This window comes from Shewanella sp. BF02_Schw (assembly GCF_014596695.2).
Taxonomy (GTDB): Bacteria; Pseudomonadota; Gammaproteobacteria; order Enterobacterales; family Shewanellaceae; genus Shewanella.
On the sequence record NZ_JABKAW020000001.1, the window covers coordinates 253,610 to 272,495 of the forward strand.

Below are 18,886 nucleotides of genomic sequence, written 5' to 3' on the forward strand. Positions count from 1 at the left end.
AATCTTAGTGATTTATTGCTTATTCCCTGTTAAAAAATGCTTTTTTCCGCTTTTTTTCATAAAACCCTAAATAGGCAATAGCTAATGTAGCTGCTTGCTTTCAATGTATTGTATTTTATAGTTATTAATCGTTTCGGCTCGATTTAGCTGAAGTTGACTTTTAATCTGTGATCCTTGGTAACCCGCGGCAATAATCGATTGCACATCGACGTTGCTCGCTAACTCATAGCAATGTAGTAAATATTCGGCTTGTGGATAGGAAGATTGTTCAAATCCAGTTCGTCCTCTTAAGTCGCCATGACAACATAATAGTAGCTCTGTTAAGCGTTGAGGTTTTCGCCAAAAATCACCTTTATCAAATAATTTGACGATGGTTTCTGCTCTTAGTTCAAACGCGTTATGAATGTTTTGGTGTTGATCGCTGACTAATAATGCTAAATCACGGTATTCGTTTGGCACTCTAATTCGTTCACAAAGCTTTTTAATGACCGGCAAACCTTTCTGCCCGTGGCCATAATGCTTCGGCCAATCTTGTTTTGGGGTCAACGCTTTACCTAGATCGTGAACTAGAGCGGCAAAACGTACTGCTTTGTTGTCACTTAACAGACTCGTTTGCTCGAGAACCATGAGGGTATGAATGCCGGTGTCTATTTCAGGATGCCACTTTTCAGGTTGTGGCACGCCAAACAACGCATCAATTTCAGGAAATAACACTGTTAATGCTTGGCATTGCTTTAATACATTGAAAAAAACCTGCGGACTTTGGCTGCTTAATGCTTTATCACATTCTTGCCATACGCGTTCTGGGGTGAGGTGATCTAATTCACCACTATTAGCTATGTCGGTCATTAACTGTAAGGTTTCAGGTGCAATAGTAAACCCTAAGTGGTGAAATCGAGCGGCAAAACGAGCCACTCGTAATACACGCAAGGGATCTTCAATAAAGGCATCTGACACATGGCGAAGTATTTTAGCGTTAATGTCTGCAATACCGTGGAACGGGTCCGTCAGTGTGCCGTGCTCATCTTGCGCGATGGCATTAATGGTTAAATCACGGCGCAATAAGTCTTCGGCGAGAGTGACATCTTTATTGGCATCACAACTGAAACCTTGATAACCCTTACCGGTTTTTCGTTCTGTTCTGGCTAACGCATATTCTTGCTGAGTTTTAGGGTGCAAAAAAACAGGAAAGTCTTTACCGACTTGCTGATAACCCAATGTGAGCATTTCTTCTACGCTGCTGCCAACAACCACATAATCTTTATCAACGACAGTTTGTTTAAGAAGGGTATCGCGTACGGCCCCGCCTACTAAATAAATCTTCATGGCGTACCACAACGTGTAATAATAAGTTGCTTAAATCTTATCAGAGTTAGATTTTTACGGCTAACTTTTGACAAGCTGTCATACAAGCATTAACGTGAGCCGTCAGTTTCAAATAAGGATTTTTGGTCGAATGTATAAAGCCTTCTATGGATTAAACGATAATCCATTTTCTATCGCGCCTAACCCTCATTATATGTTCTTAAGTGACCGTCATCGTGAGGCGTTGGCTCATTTAACCTACGGCCTAGGTGAAACCGGTGGCTTTGTATTATTAACGGGTGAAGTCGGCACTGGAAAAACCACTGTTTCTCGCTGTCTATTACAACAAATACCCGATAATACCGACACCGCGTTTATTCTAAACCCATCGTTAACAGAGCTTGAACTCTTAGCCACCCTATGTGATGAGCTGGAAATTAAATACGGTGAAAATCCGACGTTAAAGCAGTTGACTGATTTAATCAGCATGTACTTACTGAATAATCACAAAAATGGTCGTAATACGGTGCTGATTATTGATGAAGCACAGCATTTGCGTTCGGAAGTATTAGAGCAGCTGCGTTTATTGACCAATCTAGAAACCAACACCAAAAAACTGCTGCAAGTGATTTTGATTGGCCAGCCAGAATTACAACAACTGCTAAAACGTCAAGACTTACGTCAGTTAGCACAGCGGATCACCGCTCGCTATCATTTATTACCGCTAAATAAAGATGAAATTGCTCTATATGTGTTGCACCGTTTGCAGGTTGCCGGTAGGCATGAGCCGCTATTTACACGTAAGGCGATAACCGCGTTACATAAACATTCTGGCGGTATTCCGCGTTTAACCAACTTATTATGTGAACGTGCATTAATGGCTGGTTATGGACAAGCTAAGGTTCCGATTGATCACAAAATGGTTAATCAAGCTGCGGTCGAAGTATTGGGTGATATTGATGTACCAGGCGATAAACGCTGGCCATTTATTGCCGCTACTGCGTTGGTGCTCGCTTTTGGTTTATCATTTTATCTGTTTAATCGTTCAGCCATTGAAAACAATATGAATGCGAATGCGGCGATAGCAGATGTTCAAGCGCAATCTAGCTTAGCCAATCAAACGCCTGCAGTTATGCCTAGCCAGATAAACCAAGCAGCACAAACTCAACAAGTACAAGCAGCAACTCCAGTTGCCAATGCACAACAACAAATTATGCGCCAAGCAATGCTACAAAGCAGTAGCATTGATAATGCCTTTGCCGGATTATTTGGCTTGTGGAATAAACAGCCTATTATCGGCTTGTCTGCCTGCCAAGCTGCGCAGCAACAAGATTTAGCCTGTTATCAGCAACAAGGTAATTGGCACAGTATTATGCGTCTTAATTACCCCGCAGTTGTTTACTTGCAAGATACGCAAACGAACGTGTTTTATGGCGTAATTGTTGAGCGTCAAGCCGAACAGATTTTATTGCAACTGGGCGAGCAACAATTTTGGGTGAATAAAGATTGGTTTGACCGCCACTTTAGCGGCACTTTTGAAATTTTGTGGCAACCAGACAGTGTCTTGCCGCGTGAGATTGGTCAGTCCTCTAGCTTGGCACAAGTGCAATGGCTCGAAAATAGCTTAGCGTTAGTCAACAAGCGACGTGCACGGCTACTGACGCAGTTTGATAGTGATTTAGAACAACAATTAATGAATTTTCAACGTCAGCATGGGTTAAAGCCAGACGGTATAGCAGGCAATCAGACTTTGGTGCAGCTTAACTTATATCTGAGCCAGCAAGGCCCTCGTTTAAGTACCTCTGAGGTGCGCAGTTAATGTCAATTCTATTGGATGCGGTTAACCGTAAAAAGCAGCAACAAGGTGATGTTGTCGATATTATGTCGACGCAGCCGCCTCAATATACATCGCAATCTAACAGCTCAAATAAGTTGAATAAGTATAGTGTATTGGCTGTAGCCATTGCTTTGGGCATTGGCGCTGCATGGGGCATGAGTGTGCTATTACAGTCACCGTCTGCATCGTTATCAACTATCCAGCATAATGGCGTTAATGCACAACAAACTGTCACGGCGCCAGTTGCTGTTGTTACACCACATAAAACACCTGAAGCATTAGCCGGTAACAAAAATGAATCTGCGGTACAAAATAACGATGATATTCGTTTAGCGGGTAAGGTGGCATTACCTATTGCCAAACCTTTCAATACGAATGCAATGAACACGCAAGCGGCAAGTTATAATAACAATGGTTACGCTGAGTCTTCTGGTGTGAATGAACCATATCTGCAAGCAAATGATGGCCAGCGCAGTTTTCAACAAGCTAGCTCCCAGCAATTCAACTCTCAGCAATTTAACTCTCAACAAACCAACGCTCAACAAGCCAATTTTCAGCAACCAAGCTATCAGCAGCAAGCAGGTTATGAACAGGATAATTATCAAAGCGGGCAAGATAGCAGCGTTGATGAATATCAGACACAAGAGAGCAATCGTCAACAGGCGCAGCAGCAAGAAGCCATTGCATTGGGTGCTAAGGCTAATCGCCGAGGTTTAGCAGAGCTTGAGGCATTGCGCTTGCAAGTAAATGCTGCCGCAGAAGACGTCGATTTTGCCTCTGTTAAAGCACCATCAATTAAAGAGCAGAGTAATTTGATTGCTGCGTTTGAAACTGCGCTTAAAGACGTTGAATATGAACAGTCGGCGAATCAGCAAGTGACGTCAGCAAAATTAGATCCTATCCCTCGACCTTCCAATCAGCAAATTCCTAAGTATGGTGACTTACCCGCGAGTGTGCAGTTGCAAGTACCGGAGTTTAATATTAATGCTCATGTGTACTCATCAACACCCAGTAATCGTTGGTTAAATGTCGATGGGGTTGAATTACAGCAGGGCGATATGATCAAGAATAAGCTGACGATTGTAGAAATTCGGCCTCGAGATATCGTATTAGAAATTGATGGTGAGCAATTTAGAGTGCCAGCAATTTAAGGCGATGTTGGGATGTTAGGCATAAAACAAAGGCGCTATTAGCGCCTTTGTTTTATCTGAAAAACTCTCGTACTAAATATTAGCCGTGAATGTTATTGGCTAAAAACAGCGTTAATCCATAACCTATGCAGTAGCATAATAGTAATGCTGGAACATATTTTAAGTAGCTTACGAATGTCAGTTCTTCAACTTTACTCATCGCGATAATGCCAGATGCCGAACCGATGATTAATAACGATCCGCCTACACCAACCGAATAAGTTAAGCCTAACCATTGTGCTGTTGTCAGTACGGGATCTGCTTTTAATAATGCTGCAGTTAGTGGCACGTTGTCTAATAATGCAGAACCGACACCGGTAAAGAAGTTAGAAATGCTTGGGTTATACATGCCATAGACTTCTGTTAATAGGTTAAGCGTACCAATTTCTTTAAGCATACCAACCAGTAACAAGATACCTAAGAAGAACAGCAGGGTATCGAACTCAACTTGGCGAATGTATTCTAATACCTGAACTTCTTCGGTTTTACTCTTATGGGTAGTGCCGACTAAGAACATTACTGATAAACCGAATAAAAAGGTCAATACCGGTGGAATACCAAACAGCACGTTAAGTACCATGGTTAATACGATGGTGGTGAAGAAAATCAAGCCAATGACGATATCAACGGTATTGTAGTTTTGCTCAATTGGCGATGTGCTCACTTGCCCTTCGGCTTTGAGTGAGAACAATATTGCTAGGATCATAACGCTGATGCTGGCAGGAATGAACAGAATTAATAATTCAGAAATATGCACTTTACCGGCAAGAAAAATCATCAGAGTCGTTACATCGCCGGTGATTAATGCAACCCCACCAGAGTTCACCGCAAAGATAATGAGCACTGCCATACGGCGACGCATTTGTTTGTCTAAATTAAAGGTGGTCAGTAAACCTAACGACACCAATGTGGCTGTCACGTTGTCACAAAAAGTCGACAGTACTAACGAAAACATCCCAACTTGTATCATCAACATGCGAACAGATACTTGCTGCGGAAATATTTTTTGCACCAGTACTTGGATCATACCTTTAGCGTTAAGGTAAGCAACAAAGGTCATAGTAGACATTAAAAACAGCCATAAGGTGGCAATTTCTAATAAGTTTTCATTGAGTTCTTCACCGACCAGTTTACTTTTCTCTGGGCTACCAGAGGCAATAAATAAGGTGATCCAAGCAATACAGCCAAGGAACAGGGTGGTTTTGGCTTTATTAATATGGGTAACTTCTTCGAGCACGATACTTAACAGCGCAAGCACTGCAAGTGAGATAAGAAAGGTATGTAGCATGACTGCAATTCCAACTTTGTGTTGTAGGTAATCAACATCATTACCATGAATTTTTGCTAACCTAATTCAGCCTTTTTTTTAAGGTTCAATTAAGCTTTCCGTTTGGCGGGGCGATCACATCACACCACGGGCATTTTCGCAATATAGATCACAGTTTTTTCGTCAATTATCGACCAAAGTCGTGGATAAAATAATTAACACAGAGAAAGGTAATAGGAATTTGTTAACATAAATAAAAATAGGATAAACAACGTAGTTATTTATCCTATTTTTGTTACCAACAGTTTGCTTAACCTAAAAAGAGGTTAACTGATGAAGTTGAGCTATTTCATTGCCGCAAAAACGCGATCAACAGCAGCTAAAGTATATTCAATTTCAGCATCACCATGAGCCATAGACATGAAGCCTGCTTCATAAGCACTTGGCGCTAAATAAATACCTTCATCTAACATGGCATGGTAGAAATGACGGAAATGCTCCATGTTGCATTTTGTGACTTGGGCAAATGACGTCATTGGCGTGTTATCTTCAGTAAAGAAGAAACCAAACATGCCGCCCACATAAGTAATATTTAATGGAATACCATGTTTGTCTGCTGCGGCTTTAAAGCCTTCAGCAACACGTTTAGTTTTGTCTGCAAGGGCGTCATACAAACCGGGTTCACACAAAGCGTCCATTTGCGCTAAACCGGCAGTCATTGCAATTGGGTTACCGGATAATGTACCCGCTTGATAGACTGGACCTGTTGGTGCGATAAATTGCATAACGTCTTTACGGCCACCAAATGCGCCTACAGGCATGCCACCGCCAATGACCTTACCAAGTGTGGTTAAGTCTGGCGTTACGCCATAGTGACCTTGTGCGCCACTCATAGAGACACGAAAGCCCGTCATCACTTCATCGATAATCAATAATGCACCGAATTCGTCACAAATTGTACGTAAGCCTTGTAAAAAACCTTCTACTGGCGGGATACAGTTCATGTTGCCCGCAACAGGTTCAAGGATGATACAAGCGATATTGTCTGGGTTCTGTTCAAATATAGCGCGCACAGAATCAAGGTCGTTATACGTCGCGGTTAAAGTGTGCTTGGCAAAGTCTTCTGGAATACCAGGTGAACTTGGCTGGCCTAACGTTAATGCGCCTGATCCCGCTTTAACCAACAAGCAGTCAGCATGACCGTGGTAGCAACCTTCAAACTTTAAAATATCATCACGGTTAGTAAATCCACGGGCTAAACGGATTGCACTCATGGTAGCTTCGGTGCCCGAACTTACCATACGAACTTGTTCCATCGATGGCACCATTGAAATGACTTTTTCAGCCATTTTTACTTCAAGTTCAGTCGGTGCGCCAAATGATAAGCCGTTTTCGACAGCAGCTAACACTGCTTGACGAATTTTAGGATGATTATGGCCTAAAATCATCGGTCCCCATGAACCCACATAGTCGACATACTTTTTGCCATCGGCATCAAAAATATAAGCGCCATCAGCTTTTTCAATGAACAAAGGTGAACCACCGACACCATTAAAGGCACGTACAGGTGAGTTAACGCCACCAGGAATGGTTTTTTTAGCCTGTTCAAATAAAACTTCGGAACGGGTCATGTCTAATCCTTAATATTGTGTGCCAATTATCTATCGGCTTTACGTGAATACCAGTTTACTGGGCACTCATACTTTTCGAGTTGGTTTTCAACTCCAAGTGTTAATGCAAAAAGTGCCATACGTATAAGTAAGCCGTTGTCGGCTTGTCTAAAAATAGCCAAACTTGGATGGCTGTTTAAATCATTGTCGAGTTCATTTGCTTGCGCGCGTGAATCACGAGGTAATGGATGCATAATCACCGTATTTGATTTGCAATGTTGCGTATAAATATTGTGATTTAAGCGAAACTTACCCCGGTATTTATTGGCTTCTTCCTGTGACGGAAAGCGCTCTTCTTGAATACGGGTAAGATATAAAATATCCGCGTTATGTAAATTACCTTCAAGTTGTTCGGTTATTGTGATCTTATGGCCAGCATTTTCAATGTCGGCGATCACATAGTCAGGCATTGCTAGCTCACTTGGCGATATCAATGTGAACTTAATGTCCTTATGCATACAAAGTAAGCGCGAAAGTGAATGCACTGTGCGACCATATTTTAAGTCACCTACCATGGCAATATGCATACCATCGATACCCATACCTGAATGGCTTAATTCTTTTTTGATGGTAAATAAGTCCAGCAAGGCTTGAGTTGGATGTTCATTTGGTCCATCACCGCCATTGATCACTGGCACTCGGCTGCCTTCAGCAAACTCTTTGACGGAGTAGGCATCTGGGTGACGCATGGCAATCACATCTGAGTAAGTTGATAGTACTCTAGCCGTGTCATACAAGGACTCGCCTTTTGATAATGACGATGATGCCATTCCGGTGGTTTCTCGTACATGTCCGCCAAGCAAATTGAAAGCGCAGCCAAAGCTGACACGAGTACGGGTGCTAGGTTCAAAAAAAAGATTGCCTAAAATGGCACCTTCCAACACTTTGGTGCGTTTTTCACGCAAAGCATAAGGGGTCATTTTGTTAGCAACATTAAAAATAGTGTTAATCGAATCCAGATCTAACTGGCTTACTGAAAGGATATGTGAACCTTCGAACTGTGTCATCAGCCTGATTTCCAAAGTTTAGGGGCAAAATATTCACCAGAACAGCATGCTATTTTACCGTATTATTATATAGGGCATTATATAGAGTGTTATATAGGTTATGTGTAGAGTGGCTGAGGCAAAATTGTAGCAGAAAAGAACCGCCAGATAAATATAATAACCGTGCTGAACTTTGAGATTCACTTGCTGCTATGAAGAACATTCGCAGGGCTTTAGTTTACTTTTTAATGGAATTAAGTTGCGCGCCTTTATGACTCATTCAGCACTGAATGAGCGGCATACTGACCGAGCTACCTCAAATTTCATTGTGCTATAGCAGCCCCTGTATGGGTTAATGAATGTTTGTTAAAGCATTTCGTCTCACTATTTAAGCTGTCTAACTTGCTAATAAAATGACCGCTTTCAAGGTGTTAATACGTCTTGTTAGCCAATAGACCTATTTTGAAAATAGGTTGATTGGATAGGTATATTCCTTTTTCACTCGGTGAGAGCTTATACCGAGGATAGGCTGGGACTATACCTGCCCGGAGCGGATTTCTTGAAGTAAATTAGCCCAACTTATTACCCCAACCACTTTCTGATTAGTGCCTCGATAGATATACACTTCACCGGAGCGTTTCGCGACCAGCGCTTCATAGGCTTCATTTAAGGTGGCCGTGTCTGGTAACCCTGGCATAGGGAGGCGTGATAGCGTGGTTGAATCTTCAAATGACTGCATTTCAAGACGCAGCATTTCAATTTCTCCTTCAGCATTACGCACTAGTACTGGGCGGCCTGCTGCCCGTTTGAGTACTTCAAGTAGCAGTTCGTCATCATCATTAACAATGACAAAGCGTTTATCCATCAGTACCCTCACACCTTTCTTTTGCAGCCCTTGGTTAAGCGGAGCAATTTTGTAACCAAGCCCCATAATATCAAGTTGTTTTAGCAAGATAGAATTGGTATTAAATCCCTGATACGCCACCAAAAATGCTGGGATGGTGACAAACATGGCCGGTAAAATAATCGAAGCATCGTTGGTTAATTCAAGTAATGCAACTAATGCTGCTAGGGGCGCACTCAGGCAAACCCCCATCATCGCCGTCATCCCAATCACGGTATATAAGCCAACATAAGGCGCAATTGACGGGAATATTAGGCTACTGATTAACGCTAGAATTGCCCCAATTAAGGCGCCAATACCATAGAGCGGACCGATAAGTCCGCCTGGTACGCCAAAGCCAATAGCAGCAATGGTCGCCAACATTTTTGCTAATAACAGCGCGATTAAAAACAACAAACTAGGATGCTCACTAATGGCTTCATTGATGGCAAAATCACCTGAGCCTAATGCCTGTGGCATGACTAAACCAACTAGAGTGGTGACTGCTGCAGCAATGAGCAGACGATAAATTAATGGCCAGTGCTGGCCAGTGGCAGTGACTTTCATCAGTGAAAAGTTAAACAGGGCAGCGACACATCCCAGCGCAAGCCCGCCAATGAGTAAAATAGGATAATGATCGAGTGGAATGTGGATCACATTGATCAAATCGTATTCGTGAATATTACCAAATACAAGTTGGCTTGATACCGCGCCGCAAATAGCAGATAGCATAATAGGGAAAAAATAATGAATTTTGTACTCTCGTACAATGACTTCAAATACAAACAAAACCGCAGCCAGCGGTGCGTTAAAGGTGGCAGCAATACCCGCGGCAATACCACTAGCACACATAATGCGCACGCTATTGTCTGGTAGCGAGAACTTCTCAGCCATAACACTTGCGCTCACCGCACCTAAGTGAATCGCTGGGCCTTCTTTTCCGACAGAAAAATTGGTCATCAGTGCGATTAATGCTTGAAAAAACTGTCCAGCAGCTGATTGAAGCGGTACCTTACCGTAGTGCAATTTAAATCGATGCAATACATAAGCAATGCCCATGCGTCGGTAACGCTTTGACCCCAACAATGACAGCAACCAAATAAGCAGCGCGCCGATTAAAGGTAAGTAAGAGCGCCAATCGCTTAAGGTTGAGCTAAGGCTCATGGAATCTGCATGCAGGTATTGTTCTGCCCACACCAAGCTTAACCGGAATAAGATAATCACTAATGAGGCGATGATGGCAAATAACAGTGCGAGTGCACAAAGTTGCACACTAATTTTAGCCTGAGATAACTTATCTCTAAATTCGTTACGTAGATATTTGCGCGTAGTTCTTTTGGCGTGAATAATAGCGGCTTTATTTATCTTAAATTGCACGGTTTGACTCTAAAGTCTGTTGATATTTTAGGGTTGTGTTTGACAATTTTTTATTGATTGACCGATAACGCGTATGTGTCATGTTATGACTCTCCATCAATTTGCACTAACGCCTTTTAACAGGTCAAAGTACTGCCTGCGCATGTTTATTTAGCTCTTTACGTTGGCTGGCAAAGCTTTATTTGGCAAGCAAATTATTATCATTAGAACCTTATTTACAATGCATTGGATTTGAACAAGATGTTAAGCTCTACAGAAATATAAGCCCTAAGCAAATAAGCTTCATCAAGCATACTGTATTTTATTAAAAGGTTGTAACGTAATGTTAAATTATCACCGCTGGTTAGACAGACTGCAAGTTTTAGAACGCAAAAACCGGACATCAAGCATATACTTAATAGGGTTAATGGTAGTGTGTTTTTTGCTGGGAGCGATAAGTTTTAACCTATGGCTTTCATTTGCACCAGAGGCTACACCAAATAGCGCCAGTGGTAAGCGTAAATTATTACAAGAACTAGAGACGCAAGCGCAAGCGCTTGCCAGTCGTAATTTAGCCTTAAGTATTGCTGATAATGCCAATAAAGAAATGCAAGAAATGTTTAGTCAGCAATTATCTGCACAGAAAGCATTAGAAAAAGAATTAGCATTTTATCGTAGTGTTATGGTTACCGATGCTGATGTTGAAGGGGTGGCAATTCATGGCGTGGAATTATCTCAAGGTGTAGCTCCCGAGCAATATCAGTTACGACTAATCTTAACTCAGTTGCAAAAACGCAAAGTAAAAGTGAAAACCAACGCCACTGTATTGTTGCTTGGCACACTAAATAACCAGCCGGCCGAACTGTCTTTGAGCGAGTTAATTAATAAAAAGCTGGATTTTGAGTTTAATTATTTTCAAATAATGGACAGCGATTTTGTGCTGCCAAGTGGTTTTAATTTACAACGAATTATGGTTAAAGTGAAGGTCGCTGCGAGTCGTGGGGTGAAAGGCGGGGAGATTGAACAAGTCTTTAATGTGCCAGAGCTGTTGATGGGTGAAAAAGAACTGCGGGTAATACTTGAACAAAATAGTCAGGTAAAGGATAATTCTCAGTAGACACCGAAGTAAGAGGTAGTAATGACTGAACAAGTTGATGCAACAATGCCGATCCAATTTACCGATGCGGCGGCGATAAAAGTAAAAGGTCTGTTAGAAGAAGAACAGAATCCTGAATTAAAGCTACGTGTATATGTAACAGGTGGCGGTTGCTCTGGTTTCCAGTATGGCTTTACATTCGATGAAAAAGTCAACGAAGGTGATTTCACCATTGAAAAGCAAGGTGTGCAGTTGGTTGTTGATCCAATGAGTCTTCAGTACCTTGTTGGTGGTGAAGTGGATTATACATCGGGTCTTGAAGGTTCACGCTTTTTTGTTAAAAACCCTAATGCGACCACCACATGTGGCTGCGGGGCTAGTTTCTCGGTGTAATGAGTCTTACAGCAGCGATAAACCACGCGATAAATGAGATAACAATCTCACTGTAGAATGGATTTATATAATAAAAAGCCGTCTTTCGACGGCTTTTTTGATTTCTGGACAACATCTCTAAATAATACAATCGATGAGATGATTAGCTACTCATAATGTTGAGGTTCATCCGCGGTTTAAACCACGCTTTCACTTTGGCATTAAAGCTAATCCACACTTGTATAATACCTAGGGTAATCAGCACTGAGTATATAAGCCAATCAGGCACTACGGCTTGAAATAAACCAAAATCAAATGTCGTTGGTCCGGCAACCAAATTATCTGGGTCATACATTATGATCGGTAATAGGCTATACAACAGCAGTTGCAACAGACAATAAACCCGCAGTAGATATAAACCTGCTTTCTGGCGACCGATAATTGCCAATACCATCATCAAGGTCAAAATGCATAACATTGCACTTAACTCTGATAGTGAGCTGGCGGCCATTAATCCACTGACAGACGATAATGTATAAATAACCATTAAACCGATAAGTCGTTTTGGTAAACGTGGTTTGACCGTTACTTTATCTATTTGGTTTGATTCCGAGCTGATTATTGTCATAACACATTAATGCTTTTGTTGTTTCTTTGGCGAAATACGTTCGTTCATTTCAAACGGTGGCACAACGACACCTAAGTCTTCTTGTACTGGGAACACAGCGATAAATAAATCATCATCTTCCATGCCGCTCACCCAACGTTCTTGAAACTCGTCTAGTGGAATGGCTAATGGTTCACAGTCTTTCCATTCATCAACTGCCCAAAGTGCAGCTGTTTCTTCAGAAGGCCACATTGGAATGCAATCTTCATCTTCTGTAGTTAGCATGACGCAACCATCTTGGTCTTGAAGTGTCCAAATGATTTTTTCTGCTTTAATTTGCTCAACCATATAATCGTAACGGCCTTCTGGCGTTAGATTCATCAGTTCAGACACACTTTTGGTTTTGTTGCTCATATTGACTCTCATCTTAAGTTACGGCTTTGCCCAATTTCAAACGATTGAGCAAATTTGTGGGCATCATAACATTGAGGCCACAATTGCAAAAGTAAACCGCACATATTGGTGTATTTATCTTGCTTTAAAGCGACCACCTAATATAGCAGCACGTGACGCACCTGTGACGGCCGGTAAGTTGGCGGGTAAATCATGGTGATAACGCATTGCTAACCATGCAAAAGCAATTCCCTCAACCCACTTAGCATCAACACCTAAGGCGCTGGTAGTATCGACTTTATAACCGGGAACTAAAGTGGCTAGTCGCTGCATTAAGGCTTTATTTAACGCACCACCGCCGCAAACAAACAATTCGCCAGTCGGTGACAATTTATTAATGTCATTGGCAATACTGTGACAGGTAAGGTCAAGTAAAGTGGATTGAATGTCTTGTTGATCTAAATGGCTATAGTCAGCGAGTTGTTGTTCAAGCCAAGCTTGATTAAATAACTCTCTGCCAGTGCTTTTTGGATAGGCTAGTGAAAAATAAGAGTGTGATAATAGCTGCTTGAGTAAGTCTGGGTGGGTGGTGCCAGAATCTGCCCAGGCACCATCTTCATCAAAAGGTTGGTTTAAGTTTTGTTGAATAAAGGCATCGATTAAATTGTTACCTGGGCCAGTATCAAAGCCTAATACTTGCTCACTATTGCCGGGTAAATAAGTAACATTGGCAATGCCGCCAATGTTTAAAATAACTCTTGAATGACCAGACTGAGCAAACACTTGTTGATGAAACGCCGGAACTAACGGTGCGCCTTGGCCGCCAAGGGCGATATCTTTACGTCTAAAATCAGCAATAACATCGATATTGGTTTCAATGGCAATGGTGTTTGGATCGCCAATTTGCAAGGTAAAACCCATTTCTAAATTGGGCATGTGACGCACGGTTTGTCCATGTGAACCAATCGCGATCACCTCAGCGGCAGTCACTGTTGATTTTGCCAATAAGTGATTTACTGCCTGAGCAAACAGTTTGCCGACACTGCGATCGAGCCTACCTAAGCGGTTAATTTCATCTGTTTCGGGTTGACATAAACGCTGTAAGCCTTTTAATAAATGCGCAGGAATGGCTTCTGTATGGCTGGCGATTAGCACAGGATGTTCGGCCGAAAAATCAACCAATACTGCATCTACACCATCCATGCTTGTGCCTGACATTAGACCGATAAAATACTCTGGCTTAGACATGAAGTGACTCTCTGTTAACAGCAATAAAACCGCTTATTAATTACTTGCCAATTGCTGTTGTTGATTTGATTTTAGTTGCGTCATCAATTGCTTGCTGAGTGCAGCGAATTTGTTCTTCTCTCTGCTATCAATTGGCATTGATTTAGGTAAATCGATGGTTCGTGGATTGCGGTGAACCCCATTTACAATAAATTCGTAATGTAAGTGAGCGCCAGTGACTCGGCCTGTTTTACCCAGAGTACCGATTATTTGGCCTTGTTTAACCGTTTCACCACGGTTTACTTTGCGCTTAGTTAAATGCAAATACTTAGTGGTGTAGGTTTCGTTGTGCTTAATGAAGACATAGTTGCCATTAAACTGGTTATAACCGGCCTCAACCACTTTACCTTTACCTGCCGCTTTAATCGGCGTGCCAATGGCAGCAACATAATCGACACCGCGGTGGGCTTTAACTTGGCCTGTTACCGGATGTAAGCGACGGGGGTTAAAATTAGAACTGACGTATTTAAAGTCTACTGGCGAACGCAAAAAAGCTTTGCGCATGCTACTGCCATTTTCTGAATAGTATTCACCGTCGGTATAACGTACTGCGGTGTAGCGTTCACCTTGGTTAATAAACTCTGCTGCGAGAATATTGCCATTACGCAAAAATTGACCGTCGGCGTATTCTTGTTCAAACAACAACGAAAAGTGATCGCCTTTACGAATATCTAGAGCAAAGTCGACATCCCAACCAAAAATATTGGCCAATTCCATAATGTGGTTACCAGACAAGCCTGCATCGGCAGCGGCATTCCAAAAGTTACTTTTGATATTGGCGCTAATAAACGAGGTGCGATTAACGACTTCTTTAGTGTTAACCGTTTCTTTGTATTGCTCATTGTGTTGACTGATAATTAATGTCGACACTTTATCCATGCGATAGGTTAATTCTTGTAATTCACCTTGAGCATTTTTACTGATGGCGATTTCTTCGCCCGGCATTATTTTTAGTAGATTCTTTTTCGCTAAGGGTAATTGGGTAATGTCATAAACATCTTTCGCGCTGAGTCCTGCACGGCTAAATAAACCGCCTAAGGTATCGCCTTTAGCCACTTCATAGTATTCAACGCTATAATCATCATTAGCCGCTTGTTGTTTTAATTTAGCTTTTTGAGTGGCAACTTGCTGATCGATATCATTGATCATGCCATCAATATCAGAGGTACTTGTTTGCAACATGGCAAGATGATGGGCAAACGCTTCATCGTCAGGGGTTTCGCCGCTGTTTACCTCTTCGCTATTATCTCGTGATGCAAGGGCATCATTTGATATGAAATCAATCGATTCATCTTCAGCGACACTGTCATTATTACCCGGTGGTGTTGGGCTGCGAAAGGCTAATGGAATATCATAACGTTTATTGGTTTCTATGTCTGATTTGTCAGCAGATTGACTTACCAGTTGGGTTTGTTTAGATGCTTGAGCGTCTTCCGATGGAAACATCAGAATAATTGTCGTTAGAATCACCAATAAAGATAATGTGATTTGATGTGCTTTTGGCAGCAATGTGAATAAAGTAAGAAGCTTTGCCATTGACTCTGTTACCAATTTCTCTCTTTCGTTATTATCGGCTAAGTGTACACTCTTTCATTTGCTGTGGCTAACAAGTAACATAGACCTCTTTATTTTTTGTGCAAGCCCTGGGAGTTGCAGTAGAGATGGCGAATTTAGATCAAGTATTGGCAGAGATTAAGCGCGGTACCGATGAGATATTACTTGAAGCGGATTTGCTTGAGAAACTGAAAGAAGGGCGTCCCTTACGCATCAAGTTAGGTGCAGATCCTACCGCTCCAGATATTCACTTAGGTCACACGGTCATCTTGAATAAAATGCGTACTTTTCAAGAGCTTGGTCACGAAGTGATTTTCTTGATTGGTGATTTTACCGGTATGGTCGGTGATCCTAGTGGTAAAAACAGCACCCGTCCGCCACTGACTCGTGAACAAGTGCTTGCTAACGCCGAAACCTATAAAGAGCAGGTCTATAAAATTTTGGACCCTGCAAAAACCCGCATCGAATTTAATTCTAGCTGGTTAGAGCCATTAGGCGCTGCTGGCATGATCCGCTTAGCATCACAGCAAACTGTTGCCCGAATGATGGAACGCGATGACTTTAAAAAGCGTTATGCATCAGGTCAATCGATTGCGATTCATGAATTTATGTACCCTTTATTACAAGGTTACGATTCGGTTGCATTGAAAGCCGATGTTGAATTAGGCGGTACAGACCAAAAGTTTAACCTGCTTATGGGTCGTGAACTGCAAAAATCTGAAGGCCAAAAGCCGCAGACTGTCATCATGATGCCATTACTTGAAGGGTTAGATGGCGTTAAGAAAATGTCTAAATCGGCGCATAATTATATTGGTGTGAGCGAGCCTGCCAACGAAATGTTTGGCAAACTGATGTCGATTTCTGATGACTTAATGTGGCGTTATCTTGAACTGTTGTCATTCCGTCCGTTAACTGAGTTAGCCCAATTCAAGTTAGACGTTGAAAATGGCACAAATCCACGCGACATCAAGATTTTGTTAGCCAAAGAAATCATTGCTCGTTTTCATGATGAAGAGCAAGCACAAGCGGCGCATCAAGCTTTTATCGACCGTTTCCAAAAAGGTGCCATCCCTGATGACATCGAAGAAGTGGTATTAGAAGCGGGCGACGGGTTAGCTATTGCTAACTTACTTAAAGATGCAGGCCTTGTGGGTTCAACCTCTGACGGTATGCGGATGATTAAGCAAGGCGCAGTTAAAATGGACGGCGAGAAAGTTGAAGACAGTCGCCAAATTTTTAATGCAGGTCTTGAAGCGGTATTCCAAGTGGGTAAACGCAAATTTGCTAAAGTGATTTTAAAGTAATCACGGATGTTAGCGAATAAAAAACGGCTTATAATGTAAGCCGTTTTTTTATGTCTGAACCATGGTTAATTTATGGCTAATTTATATTTGCAACACTACTGAGACTCAAGTTGATCAGACATGGTTTGATAGTCCATTAAGTCCATTTGCTCAATTAAACGCTCAGTATTGTTATCAAATTTTAGTGTGGTGACACCTGGTACCGCAAGGTCGATAATTTTACCGGGTTTACCATATTGATCGCCGGGGCCTCGTAATCGATAACTGCCTATTATCACCACGAGAGAGCCGGTATTAAACATGTGTTCTACGTTTAAACGGTATTCTAATACACCTTCATGAGCCCGCTGTAAAAACGCAATAATATGCCGACCGCCAGTGTAAGTAGTATTGGCTGTTTTATCGTAAAATACCGTGTCGCGAGAGTAGAAACGACGCAGGACGGTATAGTCATGATCCGTAAGCGCTTCCATGTATTGCATCGCGAGTTGTTGTTCTCGTGGCATATCACCAATATTGGCTTTGCTCGGAAAGCTCAATAGCAAACAGCATAATATGAAGATTATTCGCACATTAAATTCTCTTTGTTTTCAAATCAAAAGCCGGTAAAGATAAGTGCCAGCGGATAGCACTCAGACGGATGATTAGCGTGCTGAACATAGCGATCAACATCGATGTCATGCTATCCATGCCGACAAATATGCTTAAGGTATAACAGATCCCTCCAACGATGGAAGCGGTTGCGTAAATTTCCGTTCGCAACACCATTGGAATTTGCCTACATAACAAATCTCGGATAATACCACCACCGACACCGGTTATTAATCCCATTACCACCGCGACCATACCAGATAACCCGAGTAATAAGGCTTTTTCCGCACCAATTACGGTAAATAGTGCTAAACCGAGTGCATCGGCAATAGATAATGAGCGTGGCGGTAATTTATGCGGTTTTCGCACTAACACTAAGCAGGTTATTACGGTCGCAAGAATGACAAGAATATAGTTAGGATCGCGGATCCAAAAAACCGGTGTAGCACCTATTAGCGCATCGCGAATACTGCCACCGCCAATTGCTGTAACAGAAGCCAACACGATAACGCCAAAGGGATCCATACGATGTTTACCCGCGGCTAATGCTCCCGAAAGGGCAAATACCGCAGTACCACATAAATCAAAAAAGTAAATCCACTGACTCATTTACTTAACTCTTCAAGGTGAATAGTCAGAGCATCTACTGAAATACGGATCTCGATTACAGATAAAATTAACGAATACAATAACAACAATAAACTTAACCCAAAAACTATCGAACCAATTTGGTTAAAACCAACATAAATCAAAATCATACAAAACACACATAGGGCAAAGCTGCTGACACCGGCTTCTTGCATTTTTCGGATGATAATGATGCGTTGGCGTAAATTTTTAATTTGCTCGCCTTGCACTGGTTTTTTGTCGTTACTGAGTTGGCGGATTAATGCCGCTAATGAAAAAAATCGATTTGTGTAGGCCAATAGCAATAAGGAAATTGCCGGGAATAATAATGCCGGAGTCGTTAACGATACATGTAAGTTGTTCAACAAAGCGATATTCCTAAACAGGTTTTTAAGCAGACAATAATCAATTTTTTGTTATTTAAAAGGTTAATATGTTGTAAAAATGCAATGAGCTTGTGATGTAATATTCTTATATTAACAAGCGAATATGACGCACAGACAAAATAGACAAATATTGATTCATAATTGCTAAATAATAGCCTGTTTAAAACAAGATTTA

Annotated in this window: 17 protein-coding genes; 5 read left to right on the forward strand and 12 right to left on the reverse strand. The window is 41.8% G+C overall.

Translation table 11 applies throughout. The annotated features are described in order from the left end of the window. Positions 1-81: 81 nt before the first annotated feature. Positions 82-1,326: a multifunctional CCA addition/repair protein gene (locus HNW13_RS01310; protein ID WP_192114382.1), complete on the reverse strand. Its 1,245-nt coding sequence runs from the start codon at positions 1,324-1,326 to the stop codon at positions 82-84. A gap of 130 nt (positions 1,327-1,456) precedes the next feature. Between HNW13_RS01310 and HNW13_RS01315 the strand changes: the two genes are divergently transcribed. Both HNW13_RS01315 and HNW13_RS01320 read left to right on the forward strand, forming a co-directional pair. Continuing rightward, positions 1,457-3,124, forward strand: a complete 1,668-nt coding sequence (locus HNW13_RS01315) for an ExeA family protein (protein WP_192114383.1) — start codon at positions 1,457-1,459, stop codon at positions 3,122-3,124. Then, positions 3,124-4,293, forward strand: coding sequence for a general secretion pathway protein GspB (locus HNW13_RS01320; RefSeq protein WP_192114384.1), 1,170 nt, complete (start codon positions 3,124-3,126; stop codon positions 4,291-4,293). Before HNW13_RS01315 ends, HNW13_RS01320 begins: the two co-directional genes overlap by 1 nt. A gap of 79 nt (positions 4,294-4,372) precedes the next feature. Here HNW13_RS01320 and nhaD read toward each other — a convergent pair whose 3' ends face one another. The 4 genes from nhaD to HNW13_RS01340 all read right to left on the reverse strand — a co-directional run bounded on the left by nhaD (position 4,373) and on the right by HNW13_RS01340 (position 10,515). Continuing rightward, the gene (gene nhaD, locus HNW13_RS01325) at positions 4,373-5,620 is read right to left on the reverse strand and encodes a sodium:proton antiporter NhaD (protein WP_192114385.1); all 1,248 of its coding nucleotides are present in this window, start codon (positions 5,618-5,620) and stop codon (positions 4,373-4,375) included. Positions 5,621-5,943: 323 nt separating this feature from the next. Then, positions 5,944-7,230 (reverse strand): glutamate-1-semialdehyde 2,1-aminomutase, encoded by a 1,287-nt coding sequence (gene hemL, locus HNW13_RS01330; RefSeq protein WP_192114386.1) that lies wholly within the window; start codon positions 7,228-7,230, stop codon positions 5,944-5,946. Between the two features lie 26 nt (positions 7,231-7,256). Beyond that, positions 7,257-8,276, reverse strand: a complete 1,020-nt coding sequence (locus HNW13_RS01335) for an aspartate carbamoyltransferase (protein ID WP_101088833.1) — start codon at positions 8,274-8,276, stop codon at positions 7,257-7,259. A 514-nt stretch (positions 8,277-8,790) separates the two neighbouring features. Continuing rightward, positions 8,791-10,515: a chloride channel protein gene (locus tag HNW13_RS01340; RefSeq protein WP_101088834.1), complete on the reverse strand. Its 1,725-nt coding sequence runs from the start codon at positions 10,513-10,515 to the stop codon at positions 8,791-8,793. A gap of 322 nt (positions 10,516-10,837) precedes the next feature. Here HNW13_RS01340 and HNW13_RS01345 point away from each other — a divergent pair, with 322 nt between their 5' ends. Beyond that, the gene (locus HNW13_RS01345; RefSeq protein ID WP_101088835.1) at positions 10,838-11,611 is read left to right on the forward strand and encodes a DUF6776 family protein; all 774 of its coding nucleotides are present in this window, start codon (positions 10,838-10,840) and stop codon (positions 11,609-11,611) included. 21 nt (positions 11,612-11,632) lie between these two features. Beyond that, positions 11,633-11,983: an iron-sulfur cluster insertion protein ErpA gene (gene erpA / locus HNW13_RS01350; protein ID WP_011638424.1), complete on the forward strand. Its 351-nt coding sequence runs from the start codon at positions 11,633-11,635 to the stop codon at positions 11,981-11,983. Positions 11,984-12,125: 142 nt separating this feature from the next. Here the strand turns inward: erpA and HNW13_RS01355 are convergent, their stop codons facing one another. The 4 genes from HNW13_RS01355 to HNW13_RS01370 all read right to left on the reverse strand — a co-directional run bounded on the left by HNW13_RS01355 (position 12,126) and on the right by HNW13_RS01370 (position 15,785). Continuing rightward, positions 12,126-12,590, reverse strand: a complete 465-nt coding sequence (locus tag HNW13_RS01355; protein WP_182744259.1) for a hypothetical protein — start codon at positions 12,588-12,590, stop codon at positions 12,126-12,128. Positions 12,591-12,596: 6 nt separating this feature from the next. After that, positions 12,597-12,983 (reverse strand): DUF2750 domain-containing protein, encoded by a 387-nt coding sequence (locus tag HNW13_RS01360; RefSeq protein WP_162023702.1) that lies wholly within the window; start codon positions 12,981-12,983, stop codon positions 12,597-12,599. A gap of 114 nt (positions 12,984-13,097) precedes the next feature. Beyond that, positions 13,098-14,210, reverse strand: coding sequence for an anhydro-N-acetylmuramic acid kinase (locus HNW13_RS01365; RefSeq protein WP_192114387.1), 1,113 nt, complete (start codon positions 14,208-14,210; stop codon positions 13,098-13,100). Positions 14,211-14,246: 36 nt separating this feature from the next. Then, positions 14,247-15,785, reverse strand: a complete 1,539-nt coding sequence (locus HNW13_RS01370; RefSeq protein WP_101088839.1) for a peptidoglycan DD-metalloendopeptidase family protein — start codon at positions 15,783-15,785, stop codon at positions 14,247-14,249. Positions 15,786-15,910: 125 nt separating this feature from the next. Between HNW13_RS01370 and tyrS the strand changes: the two genes are divergently transcribed. Continuing rightward, complete coding sequence (gene tyrS / locus HNW13_RS01375; RefSeq protein ID WP_192114388.1) at positions 15,911-17,107, forward strand: tyrosine--tRNA ligase; 1,197 nt, start codon at positions 15,911-15,913, stop codon at positions 17,105-17,107. 95 nt (positions 17,108-17,202) lie between these two features. Here the strand turns inward: tyrS and HNW13_RS01380 are convergent, their stop codons facing one another. The 3 genes from HNW13_RS01380 to HNW13_RS01390 all read right to left on the reverse strand — a co-directional run bounded on the left by HNW13_RS01380 (position 17,203) and on the right by HNW13_RS01390 (position 18,693). Further along, positions 17,203-17,613: a nuclear transport factor 2 family protein gene (locus HNW13_RS01380; protein ID WP_081430168.1), complete on the reverse strand. Its 411-nt coding sequence runs from the start codon at positions 17,611-17,613 to the stop codon at positions 17,203-17,205. A gap of 67 nt (positions 17,614-17,680) precedes the next feature. After that, positions 17,681-18,307: a trimeric intracellular cation channel family protein gene (locus HNW13_RS01385; protein ID WP_101088841.1), complete on the reverse strand. Its 627-nt coding sequence runs from the start codon at positions 18,305-18,307 to the stop codon at positions 17,681-17,683. Continuing rightward, positions 18,304-18,693, reverse strand: coding sequence for a DUF2721 domain-containing protein (locus HNW13_RS01390; protein ID WP_101088842.1), 390 nt, complete (start codon positions 18,691-18,693; stop codon positions 18,304-18,306). The genes HNW13_RS01385 and HNW13_RS01390 overlap by 4 nt, the downstream gene beginning before the upstream one ends. Between the last annotated feature and the right edge of the window lie 193 nt (positions 18,694-18,886).